Below are 14709 nucleotides of genomic sequence, written 5' to 3'. Positions count from 1 at the left end.
GGAGACGGTCAGTTTTCTTCCGGCTTTTCGTTTTTGGCTGCCGGTGTGTCTATGCGGAAGTAGACGGGGATGAGCGCGGGTTGTTCCGGACGTTTGCCCGTGCGTTTTTCAATGTCGTCACTGATGTTGACAATGATGATGTTGTAGAATCCGTTGTCCGGTGTCGCCTGTACGAGTCCGTAGAAGGGTTTGGCTGCCGGGTAGACGGTTTCCAGATAGGCGTATTGGAGTTCCTGCTGTTTTTCTTCGTTCTGTTCGTGCAGGATGACGGCGTCTTCCTCAGTCAATCCCATGCCGCCCTGATAGGGGGAGTCCGGTTGGGCAAGCAGGTTGGCATGGCGTTGTTCGGCATCTTTTGCCATGTCGTCTTTGGCGAATATATAGGGGTTGTTGGGCTGGTCGGCCGTTTCCTGTGCCTTGTAGGCAAGTTGCATGGCGTAGTGTTCCGTTTTTTGGTTGCGGAACAGGGCGTTGAACGGGCATTCTTCGTCCGTGAGGGAGACGAGGAGGGAGTCGGATTGATAGAAGGCGTTGTCGATGATGCGGTTTGCCTGTTTTTTCTCGCTGTTGATGCGCCGGATTTCCTGACCGGTGTTTTGAATGAATTGCCGTTCGTTTTCGGAGAGTCGGTTATAGGGGTGGGCGGCTTGGAATGCGTTCAGCCGGTTGTTCAGAGTTTGCAGGGCCGGTACGGCTTTGTTGGCGCTTGCCGTGTCTTGTATGGTGTCGAGCAGGGAGAAGAAGTCCATCCATATTTGCCTGTAGGTTTTGATGTCGGCGCTTATGGATTGCGGGGCGGTTTGGGGTGTCGGCGCTGGTTCCGTTTTCTGCGTGTTTGCCATGGCGGGTGCAAGGATGCCGAGGCAGGCGAGGGTGGGGATGAGGGTGTGTGTTTTCATGGAATGTTGATGGTTGGAGACTTAGTGTGTGTGAGCGGTTGCTTTGCGGGTGTTTGAGTGGACGCGTTCGAGGGATTGTTTCGCTTCGCGGGCGACGGGTCTGTCGCGATCCATGCGCATTTTTTCCAGATGGCGCAGGATATACGGTTTTGCGGTGTGGTTGGCCAACGATTTGCAGAAGATGATTTTCCGGTCATGGATGGGTTTGATGTTTTCCATGCGTGCCTGTAGTCCGGCGTAGCGCGGATCGCTTTCAGAAAGCCGGGAGGGAGAGTCGGGGGAGAGCCATTTGTCGAGTTCCTCGTATGCGCTGGTGTCCGTGTCCAGATCTCCGTGGACGAGGTCGACGAGGCGGTCGAATTCTTCGTCGGTGCGGGTGGAGTCATGGTTGAGCAACGCAGCCAATGCAGTGTCGGCTTCCTTGGAGATCATCGGATGGGATGAGGTGCGCAGTTCCACGAGATACGGTACGACGGAGTCGTTGCTCCACATGGCGAGAGCCTGTTTGACGTTGGTCCAGACGCCGTATTGGTTGCGGGGATCCGTGGCGGCGGCCATGCGTTTTTTGATCATTTCGAGTCCTTTGGGCGATCCGGCCTGAGCAAGGGCAAGCAGGAGCTGGCCTGCCATTTTTTTCTCGTTGACGTCGGAGACGAGCTTGTCGCCAAGAGCTGCGGCGGCTTCGGGGTTTTCCCTGTAGGTGCTTTCGATAATGGTGTAGAGGTTGTTGGCCAGCGCTCCTGTGAGTTTGCCGGATGTTTTTTCATCGTTGATGCGTTTGACCATGGCGTCGAAATCTCCCGCATCGACGAGTCCGGCGATGTTTTTGTAGATTGGGAAGATGTACATGTCCTGATTGCCGGAAGCCTTGGTGTTGATTTTGTCGGCTAGATTGAGCAACAGTTGCTTGGCATTGGGCATGTGCGTGGCCGCGATGTTCTGGGTGAGCCAGTCGAAGCGTTCTTTGTCGTAGGCTTCAGGTTTTTTGACGATTTCGTCGATGACGAGCTGGCGGATGGTTTCGTCCTTCGCCATCATGACGGCGAGGTAGATGATGGCCTGCCGGGAGTCGCCCATGTCGCGCTCCGGGTCTTTGATGAGGCGGAGGAGCCGTTGAGCCGCCGGTCGGTCGATGGTTCCCAGATCGACGTTTTTCCGGTGCAGGGTTTCGAGCCGGAGGTCGCCTTTGGGTGGTTCGTAGAGGGATTGGGTGATTGTTGCGGCGATGTCAAGCAATTCTCTGTCTTGTTTGTTTTCCCGGGGGGGCGGGTTGAATATGGCGTGCAGGATGCCGACCGGACGAGTTTTTGCCGGTTGTTCGTCGGAAGATACAAGGGTATGCCGGCTCAAAATGGCACAAAGGGGGATGACAAGGATAGGGAGCATCATGGCAGTCTAGGGGATCGGTGTTCGTTTTGTCAAGCCTGGTTTGCGGTGTGGTGGATATTGTGCGGAAGGCGGAGCAGGTTACATGTTGTTCCGGGGTTCTTCGCGGGAAAAGGGACGGTCATGCAGGGAGCGCGTGACTCTTCCTTGCTTGATAGCGATGTGGGATTGCATGCAAAACGCACGTTCCCGATCCGGAAACGTGCGTTGCAAAGGGGATGCGAGGCCGTTTTAGTATACGTCGCGCTGGTAGCGTTTGTCGGTTTTCATGGCTGCCAGATAGGCGGCGGCTTCGTCGGCGGTTTTGTGGCCGTAGCGGGAGATGATGTCGAGCAGGGCCTGTTCGACATCCTTGGCCATGCGGGAGGCATCGCCGCAGACGTAGAAGCATGCGCCTTTTTCGAGCCATGCCCAGAGTTCTGCGCCTTCGCGTTCCATGAGGTGCTGGACGTAGACTTTTTCAGCCTGGTCGCGGGACCATGCGACGGAGAGTTTGAGTTTGCCTTCGGAGACGAGTGTGTCGAGTTCGTCGGTGTAGCAGCCGTCCGTGGCTTGATGCGGGTTGCCGAAGAAGAGCCAGTTCGGGCCTGTGGCTCCGGTGGCGATGCGTTCTTCCCAGAAGGCGCGGAAGGGGGCGATGCCTGTGCCCGGGCCGACCATGATGATGGGGAGGGCGGAGTTTTCCGGGAGGCGGAAGTTTTTGTTGCTGTGGATGAAGACTCTGGCCGTGCTGCCCTGGGGCATGCGGTCCGCCATGAAGGTGGAGCAGACGCCGCCGCGCTGGCGGTCAAAGGCGGTGTAGCGGACGGCTCCGACGCACAGGTGTACCTGCCCGGGGTGGGCCGTGGGGCTGGAGGCGATGGAGTAGAGGCGGGGCATGAGTTTTTTGAGGATGCCGACGAAGGCTTCTTCACTGCCGAAGTTCGGCTTGTGGTTCATGCCGGCGAGGTCGAGGAGGTCGCGGCCCCAGCAGAAGTTGTTGAGTTTTTCCTTGTCTTCGATGATTTCGGCAAGGTAGGGGCAGTTGGCAAAGGTGTTCCATTTGGTGAGGATGCCTTTGTTGACGGTGGTGATGTCGTAGTTCGAGATGAGGGCTTCGCGCAGCGGTTTGGAGTCTCCTTCCGGGGTGGGTACGGCGGCATCGGGATTCAGGCCGAGGGCGGCGATGAGTGCATCGGCAAGTGCCGGGTCGTTGCAGGGGATGACGCCGAGGGCATCGCCCGTGACGTATTCGAGCCCGGAGCCTTCGAGGCTGAATTCGGCATGGATGGTTTCTTTGGCGCTGCCGGGTGCGGTGAGGGGCCTGACTCCCAGTACGGGGGCCGGGAAGGGGTTTTTCTTACCGTATGGTTCTGCTGTCATGTCGAACGTGGATGATGTGATGATGGGTCTGGGCGCGGGGAGGAATGGGTTTACCAGCGGATGGCGGCGGAGCTCCATGTGAGGCCGGCGCCGAAGGCGACGAGGAGGACGATGTCTCCCTTGCCGAAGCGGCCTTCGCGGCGCGCTTCGTCGAAGGCGATGGCGACGGCTGCGGCGGATGTGTTGCCGTATTTCTGCAGGTTGACGAAGACGCGGTCTGCCGGGATGGTGAGGCGTTGCGCGACGGCGTTGATGATGCGGAGGTTGGCCTGGTGCGGTACGACGAGTTTGATTTCTTCCGGCTGGATGCCGGCCCGTTCGATGAGCGAGGTGGCCGATTCCTTCATGTGGGAGACGGCGTGGCGGAATGTTTCGTTGCCTCGCATGGCGAGGGTGGCCAGGCGTTCGTGGACGTTTTCCGTGGTGGTGGGGCAGGCGGAGCCGCCGCCGGGGATGCGGAGGAGGTCGTGCAGGGAGCCGTCGCTGCCGATGTCGGAGGCGAGGACTGCGCCGTCTCCGGGCTGGTCGCCCGTGCGGAGGACGGCTGCGCCGGAGCCGTCGCCGAAGAGGACGCATGTAGAGCGGTCTTCCCAGTTGACGACGGTGGAGAGTTTTTCAGCCGCGATGATGAGGGCTGTTCTGGCTTGTCCGCAGCCGATGTACTGGACGGCTGTTTTGAGGGCGAAGAGGAAGCCGGAGCATGCAGCGGAGATGTCGAAGGCGACGGCGTTTTTGGCTCCGATGTTGTTCTGGACGTAGCAGGCGGTGGAGGGGGTGAAGGTGTCCGGCGTGATGGTGGCGACGATGATGAGATCCACTTCTTCGGGGGATACTCCGGCAGATTCAAGCGCACGCTCGGCGGCTCTTGTTGCCATGTGCGAGGTATGTTCGTTCTCGGCGGCGATGCGGCGTTCGAGGATGCCGGTGCGTTCCACGATCCATTCGTTGGAGGTTTCCACCATTTTTTCCAGGTCGGCGTTGGTGAGGCGGCGTTCAGGCACGTAGGAACCGGTGCCGATGACTGCAACGGGGAGTCTCTTGAAAGGCTGTGTGAGGTCGGACATAGTCAGCAATCAGATGTGGTCTTGACGCGGCCGTGGCCCGTTCGGGCCGTCGTGGCTGTCAAGGTGAGGGGATTCTACTCTATCGGGTGGGTTTTGGCGAGCATAAAATAAGTCTCGGCACGGAGGGCTTGGGCAGGTGTGAGGATGTTTGAAGGAGAGCGTGCTGCGGGTTCTTTTTTTGATAGCCGTTCGGGAGGTTCTTGGCGTAACCGCCGATATGCAAAGACACCGTTCCGGATGTCCGGAACGGTGTCTCAAGCGTGGCGGATAGCCGATAATCAATCTTTTTTGGCAGCTGCAGCAGCTTTTGCCGCTTCAGCCTTTTTGGTGTTTTCCTGTACGCGGGTCATGGCGGATTTGGCCTCGACGGCGACGAGGCGGTCGGAGTCTTTGCTCATTTTTTCCAGATAGCGCATGATGTGCGGTTTCGCTGTGTGTTTGGCCAACGATGTACAGAAGATGATTTTCTGGTTATGGATGGGTTTGATTTTTTCCATGCGTGCCTGCAGTCCGGCGTAGCTCGGGTCGCTGGATTTGACTTCCATGGCGGAACCGGGCGAGAGTTTGTTGTTGAGTTCGTCGTATTCGCTGGTGTCCGTGTTCAGGTCTCCGTAGACGAGGGCGACGAGGCGGTCGAATTCTTCGTCGGTGCGGGAGGAGTCATGGTTGATCAGAGCGGCCAGGGCGGTGTCGGCTTCCTTGGCGATCATCGGGTTTTCCGCTGTGCGAAGTTCCACGAGGTACGGTACGACGGAGTCGTTGCTCCACATGGAGAGCGCCTGTTTGACGTTGGTCCAGACGCCGTATGCCATGCGCGGGTCAGGAGCGTTGGCCATGCGGTTTTTGATCATTTCGAAGCCTTTGGGAGATCCGGCCTGAGCAAGGGCAAGCAGGAGCTGGCCTGCCATTTTTTTCTCGTTGATGTCGGAGACGAGCTTGTCACCAAGAGCTGCGGCGGCTTCGGGGTTTTCCCTGTAGGTGCTTTCGATGATGGTGTAGAGGTTGTTTGCCAGTGCTCCTGCGAGTTTGCCGGATGTTTTTTCATCGTTGACGAGTTTGACCATGGCGTCGAAATCTCCTGCATCGACGAGTCCAGCGATGTTTTTGTAGATTTCTCCTATGTACATGTCTTTATTGTCGGGTGCCTTGGTGTTGATTTTTTCGGCGAGGTCAAGCAGCAGTTGCTTGGCATTGGGCATGCGCGTGGCGGCGATGTTCTGGGTGAGCCAGTCGAAGCGGTCCTTGTCGTAGGCTTCTGGCTTTTTGACGATGTCGTCGATGACGAGCTGGCAGAGGGATGCATCCTGCGCCATCATGACGGCGAGGTAGATGATGGCCTGACGTGCAACGCCGATGTCGCGGTCCTTGTTTTTGATGACGCGGAGGAGGCGCTGGCACGAGTCTTTGTTGATGCTGCCAAGGCCCACGTTTTTCTGCTGCAAGGCTTCGAGCGAGAGGTCGCCTTTCGGTTCCTTGATGAGGGATTTGTTGATGCCTTCGGCAACTTTGAGCAGTGCCTGAATTTTCTTGTCTTCCTCTTGCTGGGCTTTGTCATCCTGCATTTTGAAGTAGAGGGCGATGCCGACGCCGATGAAGAGTGCAGCAAAGCCGCCCAGCATGAAGAGGACGCTTTTCTTTTTGTGCCATGGCGTTTGGGCTGCGGCGGATTGAAGCGCCTGGTAGTAGGCGTCCTGCCGGGCCTGTTCGGCGGCTTCTGTGGCAGCGGCGTCCGGATTTTCCGGGTCTTCAGCCGTTTGCGTACCGGGAGCGGCGGCCGCAGAGGCAGAGGATTGCAGGGCGAGGCCCGGGCGTGCCAGTTTCGGCGTAGCCAGCGAGGGCGCAGCGGCGGGGCTTGCATTCAAGGAGAGTTTGGGTGCGGCCTGAGCTGCGGGTTCGGACGGAGCCGTTTCCGGTGCGGCGGCGGCGTGGGGCGCAAGCATGGGTGCCGGAGCCGAGGCGAACGGCGATGCAGCCGGAGTGTGGGGCTGCGCCGCCAGAGAGGGGCGTGCCAGAGCTGGAGCCGGAGCTCCGGCAAAGGGTGAAGCGGGCGTGGCGGGTGCCGCCGGCTGGGCAGCAGGGTCGTGATGGGGTGCAGCTGTGCCTTTCAAGGCCGAGAGGGAGAGTTTCGGTGCACCCAGTTTGACCGGGGCTGCGGCTGGCGCCGGAGCTGGCGGAGCTGCGGGCAGGGGGGTGCCTCCCGCCAGAGGGGCGGGAGCAAAGGCCGGAGCCGCATAAGGGTGTGCTGCAGGGGCAGCGAGGCCGGCCTGCTGGGCGACCATGGCCATGGCCTGCGCTTGTGCGGCAAGTGCTTCCTGCATGGCGCGGATCTGGTCGAGCGTGGCCTGGAGATTGGCTGCAAGCGGTGCGCCGGCGGCATCGGCTACGGGCATGGGAGCCGGAGTGGGGGCGGCTGCCTGAGGTTGAGCTGCCGCTGCGGCCTGTTGTGCAGCCGTATGGGCTGCTGCCTGTTCTGCCGCGAGGCGTGCTGCCTCCGCCTGTTGGGCCGCAGCCTGTTCTGCTGCGAGGCGTGCCTCTTCCGCCTGCTGGCGTTCGTAGGCGGCAAGCTGTTCTTCGTATTCGCGCATTTGGCGTTCGTATTCTTCCTGAGCAAGGCGGGCTTCTTCTTCGGCCCTTGCCTGTTCTTCAGCCAGCCTGCGAGCTTCTTCCGCGGCTTCCGCTTCAGCCCGGGCGGCGGCTTCTGCCGCGAGCCTGGCTTCTTCTTCGGCCCTGCGGGCTTCCTCTTCGGCGGCGCGCGCCGCTTCTTCTTCGGCACGGGCGGCGGCTTCGGCGGCCTCTTTTTCCAGTTGTTCCTTCAGGATGGGGGTGACGAAGCGGGGTTTCTGGATTTCGACTTCGTCGGCCTGCGAGAAGAGTTTCGGGCGTTCTCCGATTTCGCCTCCTCCGGCGACGAGTACTCTGCGGGCGATCGGCCTGGCTTCGGCTTTTTTGGCTGCTGCACGTGCCGCCAGTTCGTTGGGATCTACTTTCTTGATCGGTGCGCCGGCGGGTATGGTCGTCTTTTTGTCTTCAGGAGAGGTGTCGTCTGTCATAGATCAGGAAGAAATTGTTTAATCGGGAATCTACTTTATTTGCTGCAGGAATGCAATCATGGAATGCGGGCCTGCCAATTATTTTGATGCGGGGTCGATCAGCTGGATGGATTGGATGTAGCAGCTGCTGTCCGTGGTGCCGGGGTAGGCTTCCTGCAGTGTGAGCTTGATGGAGTTGACGGGTTTGCCTTTGTCCAGAAGGGTGATGGTTTGCGGGTTCCAGTCGTCGCTGAGGGTGACGGTGTAGGTGTCTTCGCCGTTGTTGATGTCTACAAGGATGCTGCGCGGGCGCGTGTACATGGAGTAGGTGGTGGCCGGGTGGGTGCGGGCCGTGGGGTCGACGGTGCTCTGGACGGATGGCGTGACGCCCGTTTGGATGAGGATGCCCTGTGTGCGCCTGGGGTTTTTCGGTTTGATGAGGAGGTATTCCCCTTCGCCGTCTCCGGGTGTGTTTTCCGCCCAGAGGCCGCTGCCGGGCGTTTTGAGGTTTTCCGCGGAGCATTCGTTGCCCATGATGTCTTTGGGGAGTGTGGAGCTGGCCGTGATGTCGTAGTCGGTGCTGAGGCGGTATTTCGCTCCGTTTTTCCACGTGCAGGTGTCTCCGGTGACGATGCAGGGCTGGCCGACGGAGATGTCGAAGGTGTTTTGCCGGTCGGCGGGCAGGGGGTGTTTGACGAAGTCCCATGTGGCGGTGCCGTTTTCGGCGCGTTCGAGGTTGTCGAGTTTGATGTCGACGTCCTGCGGGTAGATTTCGGAATGGATGAAGGTGGCGGATCCGCTGCGGAGGGGTTCGCCAGCCCAAGCCGAGAGGTAGGGGAGGCGGAAGCTGAGGCCGGGGGCGGGGATTTCGACTGCGCCGGTTGCTGGTTCCTTGATGCGGCTGCCGCTGCTGTAGGGCAGGGTGAAGGTGAAGTTGACGACTTGCAGGCCGGGTTCCGTTTTCATGCTGGCCTGGATCCAGTGCCGTGTGTCGTCAAAGTCGCGGAAGGCAGGTGTGCCGTGCTGGGGGTGTTTGCCTTCGGCGAGGACGAATTTCTGTTTGAGGTCGTTTTTGGAGACGGAGATGCCGGTGACGGCCTGCGCAAAGGGAAGTTTGCGTTCGTTGGCGGCGGGGTTGTACCAGATGGGTACGGCGATGTCGATGGGGTGGGCTTTGCCTTTGGTGCGGATGTCTTCGAGCGTGCAGGCGATGGAGTACCTTGCTTCGTGCTGCAGGAAGGCGATCTGGACGCGGACGTCGCGGAGTTTGACGGTTTCGGCCTGCCGGATGTCGAAGAGGATGGGCAAGCCTGCCGAAGGGGCCTGTATGGCGGTCTGTTCCTGAGGGGGCGCGGGAGCCGGAGCGGGAGCGGCCGGGGTCGCCGGCGGTTGCGCTGCCGGGGCAGGGGGCTGGTCGGCATGAAGCGCCGGAAGCCATGCTCCTGCTGCCAGGGCGACGAGAACAGAGTGGGTGTTTTTCATTTCTTGCGCGATTTTGCCATATGAAACGGGGGGTGTGCAAGCCGGAATTCGGTATGCAGTCATAGTCGCGGGTTGACAGAACGGTGCAACTCGTCCAGTCTCTTCCGAGCAAATGATAAAGTTTACGAATTTGACAGGTGCCGAGGAGATAGGTTCCAATAGCTACCTGCTGGAGATTGACGGTACGAGGGTGGTTCTGGATGCCGGTATGCATCCGAAACGCGAAGGCCATGCAGCCAAGCCACAGTATTCCCTGATCGGAGAAAAGGCTCCAGATGCGATTTTTGTGACGCATTCCCATCTGGACCATATCGGTACCTTACCCGTGCTGCAGGAGCTTTACCCCTCCTCTCCCGTGTATATGACGAACGGTACGGCCGTGCTGGCGGAAGCGATGCTGCATAATTCCGTGAATGTGATGACGTCGAAGCGTACCAGCGAGGGGATCGTGGAGTATCCTTTCTTTACGCACGGCGATCTGGATCGCATTGTGGACGGGTGGACGGAGCGCTCCTATAATGAAGCTTTCCGGATCGGCAAGCATGGCGAGGTGATGTCCGTGCTGTACGATGCGGGGCATATTCTCGGTTCGTGCGGGGTGTATCTGGAGTCCCCTTCCGGCCATAGCGTTCTTTATACGGGCGATATTCAGCTTGAAGACCAGAGTATGATTCCGGGTGCGGATCTTCCCGCGGACGGGGTGGATACGCTGATTATCGAGTGTACGCGCGGGAGCGCCGAGCGAGCCGTGCATTATACGCGCGAGAAGGAGCTGGAGCGTCTGGCCAGTGCCATTTCGGAGACTCTGGCGGCCAACGGCGCTGTGCTGATTCCCGTGTTTGCTCTGGGCAAGAGTCAGGAGTTGTTGTACAATATCCAGAAGTTCAAGGAGGAGGGAAAGATTCCCGATGTTCCCGTGTATTTCGGAGGGCTGGGTTCCAAGGTGACGGGTATTTACGATAAGCTGTCGGATGTGACTCCGCGCATGAATCCGGGCTACCGGCTGAAGGAGGTGGTGGAGACGCTGCCTCTTCCCCGGCAGGGTAAAGCTCCTCTGCGTGTCTCGCCGGGGAATATCTATCTGGTTTCCAGCGGGATGATGAATGAGAAGACGCCGTCCAATTCTCTGGCTGAGCAGGTGTTGCCGAAGTCGAACAATGCCATTCTGTTCGTTGGGTATTGCGATCCTGATTCTCCGGCCGGCGCTTTGAAGGCGACGCCTCCCGGGGAGCTGGTGAAGCTGCGCGAGAAGGGCGGACAGGCGGTGCCTCGCAATTGCCGCGTGGAGAGCTTCGATTTTTCGGGGCATGCTCCGCGCGAAGCCCTTGTGGAATATATTCACCTGCTGCATCCGAAGAGGGTGGTGCTGGTGCACGGAGATCCTGAAGCGATCGAGTGGATGCGGGATGAAGTGCAGCGCATTCTTCCCGGAATGGAGATCGTGATCCCTGAACCGGGAGCGACATATGATCTGATGGACTGAAAAATGCAGGCATGCGCTGATTCCGGGTTGATTTCTGACAAGTTTTATGTCACCTTTTTATCGTCATGAAAAAGGTATGTTCCCAATGCCGGAAGGAGTTTGAAGCCGAGGATGATTCCTCGGTCGATACTTGCCCGGATTGTTTGAGAAAAGTTTTCCGGAAGGCCGAGTCCGCCCATTCCTCCGGTTTCGAGGAGTTGAAGCGGGAGCAGGAGATTCGCCGCCGGAAGCAGCTTTCCCGCGCGGGGCAGTTTTCTCGCGTGTCGCTTGATGGGAGCGAGGTGCAGCCTGCACAGTATATGCTTTTGATTCTTGGCGTAGTGCTTGTGGCCGGTATGGCCGGGTTGTTCATGATTTCGGAGTCGTCCCAGTTCGGTATCCTGACGAATATGTCGGAGACGAACCAGAGGATTCTGGTCTGTTTTCTCGGTGCGATTGCGGCGGGGCTGATCTGGTTGAGCAGCCGCCATCACAGATGGATCATGTTTTTTGCCGGACTTGCGGCTTTGGCTTTTTCATGGTTTATTCCCGATATCTGGCCTCCGGTGCAACATGCCAATGTGGCCGGGGCCGCCGAGGTGTATGCCGATGCGCAGGCTTCACCCGCTTCGGAAAAGGGTACATCGAGATTTTTGGACGACCGGATGCTGGAGGGGTTTTATGAGCGGAAGAAGAAGATGCCGAATGTGAAGCATACGGCCGTGTACGTGCATAAGGTCAGCCACATGGTGCGCGAACAGCTGCGCCCATTCTTGCAGCGCATGACGGGCAGCGATTCCGTATCGGCAGAAAGTTGCGCGGGGGGCGTGCTGTATACGATCGACGGTTCGCGGCTCAATGACGGAGCGCTGAAGGCTCTTCTGTCGCGCCTCGGTTCCCTGCGGTTTGCGGAGAACGATGTATATGAGGTCGCGTTCGATCCCGAATTGTCGCATTACCAGAACGAGTATGCCAGCAATATCGTGCAGGACAAGTTCAATTCTTCGTTCGCCCATGCCAATATCAATGAGCTTCGCTGTTTCGATCCGAGCCGGATTGCGGATGCCGCGAATCGGCTGATGCTGGCGAATACGGCTTCGTACCGTTCGGATATCCGGGCGGCTCTGGTGGCTCTGCTGAATGAGCCGTGGGAGATCGATAGTCCCGTGCTGGCTTCCGCAGGCAAGGCGCTGGCGGTTTATGGCGGTGATTCGATGATGCCGGCTCTGGAGCGCAAGACGGCGAAGGATACGGTGCAAAGCCTGTTCCTGCGGTATTTGGCTGCCGGAAAGCAGGTGCCTGATGAGATGGTGACGTTTCTGGTCGAGACGGCTCCCGATGAGATGGTGGATGTGGTCGTGAAGCAGTGGCTTGCGAATCCTCGAGATTGGGACGCCGCCGTGCAGAAGCTCGGCAGCCATGCGGAAGACCGTTTGCTGGAAGTGTTGCGCAAGGATGGAGATAACATCCAGCTTGTGAACGATACGGTGCGCATGCTGGGCAATGTTGGGACGATGAAGTCCACTGATGCCTTGGAGGAAGTGGCCCGCAGGCACGACGGGACGATCCGCAATATGGCGGAAAATGCGATCGGCAAGATCCGGGCCAGATAGGCGGACTTGCGGTTTCGAGCGCTCCGCCGTTCCGTGCGAACGGCGGAAAATCGGTTTTCCGGCAAAAAAAAGGTATCGCCAAAACGGCGCGGCTGTGGTAGAAGGATGCCGGCGCGGCGGGCCTTGCCTTGAGGTCGCGGCGTGATGTTCTACTGTTTATGGATACTATTTATTGGATTATTCTGCTCGCTATTCTGTGCCTCTCGATTTTTGACCTGATCAATGGCGTATCAAATGACGCGGTCAATTTCCTGACTTCGGCCATCGGTTCCAAGGCCGCTCCCGTACGGGTGATCCTGACGGTTGCTTCGATCGGGGTTCTGGTGGGCGCCATTTTTTCGGGAGGCATGATGGAGGTGGCCCGCAACGGGATTTTCCATCCCCAGTATTTTACGTTCCATGAGGTGATGCTCCTGTTTCTGGGGGTGATGCTGTGCGAGGTGATTCTGCTGGATACTTTCAATACGTTCGGCCTGCCGACTTCGACGACGGTGTCTCTCGTCTTCGGTATTCTGGGTTCGGCGACGGCGACGGCTTTTTACAAGAATCCGCAGGAGATTTCGACTTTCCTGAATACGGATCAGGCGCTGGGTATCGTTTCGGGGATTCTTCTTTCGGTGGTGATCGCGTTTTCGGTCGGTACGATCGTGATGTGGTTCTCCCGCCTGATGTTTTCGTTCCGCTACCAGAGGCCGTTCAAGATGTACGGTGCGGTCTGGTGCGGTCTGGCGATGACGGCGATTTGCTACTTCGCCATGTTCAAAGGGCTTCAGTCGATCAAGAATTTCGACGGGGAGTATGTGATCGACCCTATGCTGATGAAGTGGATCGATACGAATCTCGGCGTGTCGCTGCTTGTTGCATTTGCTTTCTGGACGGTGCTGATGGGGCTGATTCAGCATTTGTTCATGGCGAATGTGCTCAAGATTACCGTGCTGGCCGGTACGTTTTCGCTGGCTCTGGCTTTCGCCGGAAACGATCTCGTGAACTTTATCGGCGTGTTCATGGGTGCTCACGATGCCTTCTGGTTCGTGCATGACGGGTGGGACCCTGCTTCCATGGCTTGCCTCGGCAAGGGGCATCCGTGCGATCCGAACCGCATGTATCTGATGATTGCCGGTTTCGTGATGGTCGGCGCCCTGTGGTTCTCACGCAAGGCCAAGACGGTGATCGCGACGGGGGTTGAGCTCTCCCGGCAGGGAGACGGCGGTATTGAACGTTTCGGGTCGATTCCCCCCGCACGTGCCGTGGTGCGCGGCGCTCTGGCCATGGGCGATGTGTGCAAGAAGTTTTTCCCCGCCCGTATGCTGGTTCGGATGAATCGCCGCTGGGATCCGGTGCCCGTTGCTTCCAATCCGAAGGACAGGCCTTCGTTCGACCTGATTCGCGCAAGCGTGAATCTGACTGTGGCTTCTCTGCTGATTTCCTGTGCGACGTCGATGCAGTTGCCTTTGTCCACCACATATGTGACCTTTATGGTGGCGATGGGCAGTTCCCTGGCTGACAAGGCATGGGGGCGCGAGAGCGCGGTGTACCGCGTGACGGGGGTGTTGACGGTGATTTCCGGCTGGTTCATGACCGGGTTTGCTGCGTTCCTTCTGGCTGCTGTGATGGCGACAGTGCTTCATTACGGGCAGGAGTGGGCGATTTTCCCGCTGCTGGCACTCGTGGCCTTCATTCTGGTGCGTTCTTCGATTTACCATAGCCGCCGCGAGGCCAAGATTTCTCGCAAAACAGCGGTGGAACAGGTGACTGAGGAGAATATCGTGTCCGTTTGTTCCAAGCAGGTGTCGGACAGTGTCGCCGAGTTTGCCGAGATTTTCGATAAGGCGTTTCCGTCCTTTGCCGGAGGCGACCGCCGCGAGTTGAAGGATTTGTCCCTCCGTGCCGATAGTCTTTCCGCCCGCAATACGGAACAGCACAAGTACGATGTCTTGCCGATTCTGTACAAGATGCAGAGCCAGTCCCTTGATTCCGGCTATCATTATGTGCAGGCTCTGGATCATTTGAATGAAGCGACGACGAGTCTTAGTCAGTATACGCTTTCAATGTTCAATTATGTGGACAATAACCACACTCCTTTCTCCGTGGAGCAGAACGACGATATGAAGGAGGTGTACGGCAAGATGAAGCGTTATATCGACGAGATCAGCTGCATGCTTTCTTCCGGCAATTATGCCAATTACGATTATACGATCGTCGAGCAGGAAGAGCTGTTGCAGGTGCTGGCCAGGGCGACGAAGCGCCAGATCAAGCGGGCGCAGCGCAATCAGTCCCGTACGCGCTCGTCGATTCTGTATCTCGGCCTGCTGAACGAGATGCGTTTCATGGTGGTTCAGCTGCGCGCTCTCGTGAGTGACGAGAAGAATTTCCTGACGCTCTGAAAAAGCCGGAAGGAAACAGTTTTGCAAG

At 58.4% G+C, this 14709-nt stretch carries 9 protein-coding genes; 3 read left to right on the top strand and 6 right to left on the bottom strand.

The window, feature by feature from the left end; translation table 11 throughout:
- Nucleotides 1–8: 8 nt before the first annotated feature.
- The 6 genes from PYTT_RS03415 to PYTT_RS03390 form a co-directional block, all read right to left on the bottom strand.
- Nucleotides 9–899, bottom strand: a complete 891-nt coding sequence (locus PYTT_RS03415; RefSeq protein WP_067776929.1) for a hypothetical protein — start codon at nucleotides 897–899, stop codon at nucleotides 9–11.
- Between the two features lie 21 nt (nucleotides 900–920).
- On the bottom strand, nucleotides 921–2288 hold the full coding sequence (locus PYTT_RS03410; protein WP_067776932.1) for a hypothetical protein: 1368 nt from the start codon (nucleotides 2286–2288) through the stop codon (nucleotides 921–923).
- Nucleotides 2289–2516: 228 nt separating this feature from the next.
- Complete coding sequence (locus PYTT_RS03405) at nucleotides 2517–3647, bottom strand: diflavin oxidoreductase (protein WP_067776935.1); 1131 nt, start codon at nucleotides 3645–3647, stop codon at nucleotides 2517–2519.
- Between the two features lie 50 nt (nucleotides 3648–3697).
- Nucleotides 3698–4711 (bottom strand): beta-ketoacyl-ACP synthase III, encoded by a 1014-nt coding sequence (locus tag PYTT_RS03400; protein WP_067776938.1) that lies wholly within the window; start codon nucleotides 4709–4711, stop codon nucleotides 3698–3700.
- A 278-nt stretch (nucleotides 4712–4989) separates the two neighbouring features.
- Nucleotides 4990–7761 carry a hypothetical protein gene (locus PYTT_RS03395; RefSeq protein WP_067776940.1) on the bottom strand — a complete coding sequence of 924 codons (2772 nt, stop codon included), beginning with the start codon at nucleotides 7759–7761 and terminating at the stop codon, nucleotides 4990–4992.
- Between the two features lie 78 nt (nucleotides 7762–7839).
- On the bottom strand, nucleotides 7840–9222 hold the full coding sequence (locus PYTT_RS03390; RefSeq protein ID WP_067776944.1) for an NADase-type glycan-binding domain-containing protein: 1383 nt from the start codon (nucleotides 9220–9222) through the stop codon (nucleotides 7840–7842).
- A 112-nt stretch (nucleotides 9223–9334) separates the two neighbouring features.
- Here PYTT_RS03390 and PYTT_RS03385 point away from each other — a divergent pair, with 112 nt between their 5' ends.
- The 3 genes from PYTT_RS03385 (at nucleotide 9335) to PYTT_RS03370 (ending at nucleotide 14681) form a co-directional block, all read left to right on the top strand.
- Nucleotides 9335–10705 (top strand): MBL fold metallo-hydrolase, encoded by a 1371-nt coding sequence (locus PYTT_RS03385; RefSeq protein WP_083076886.1) that lies wholly within the window; start codon nucleotides 9335–9337, stop codon nucleotides 10703–10705.
- A gap of 65 nt (nucleotides 10706–10770) precedes the next feature.
- Nucleotides 10771–12297, top strand: a complete 1527-nt coding sequence (locus tag PYTT_RS03375; RefSeq protein WP_067776947.1) for a hypothetical protein — start codon at nucleotides 10771–10773, stop codon at nucleotides 12295–12297.
- Nucleotides 12298–12455: 158 nt separating this feature from the next.
- Nucleotides 12456–14681, top strand: coding sequence for an inorganic phosphate transporter (locus tag PYTT_RS03370; RefSeq protein ID WP_067776950.1), 2226 nt, complete (start codon nucleotides 12456–12458; stop codon nucleotides 14679–14681).
- The last annotated feature ends 28 nt before the right edge of the window (nucleotides 14682–14709 follow it).

The organism is Neoakkermansia glycaniphila, assembly GCF_900097105.1.
In the GTDB taxonomy this organism is placed as follows: domain Bacteria; phylum Verrucomicrobiota; class Verrucomicrobiia; order Verrucomicrobiales; family Akkermansiaceae; genus Akkermansia; species Akkermansia glycaniphila.
Note: the sequence above shows the minus strand (reverse complement) of the source record. Positions and strands in the feature narration are given on the sequence as shown.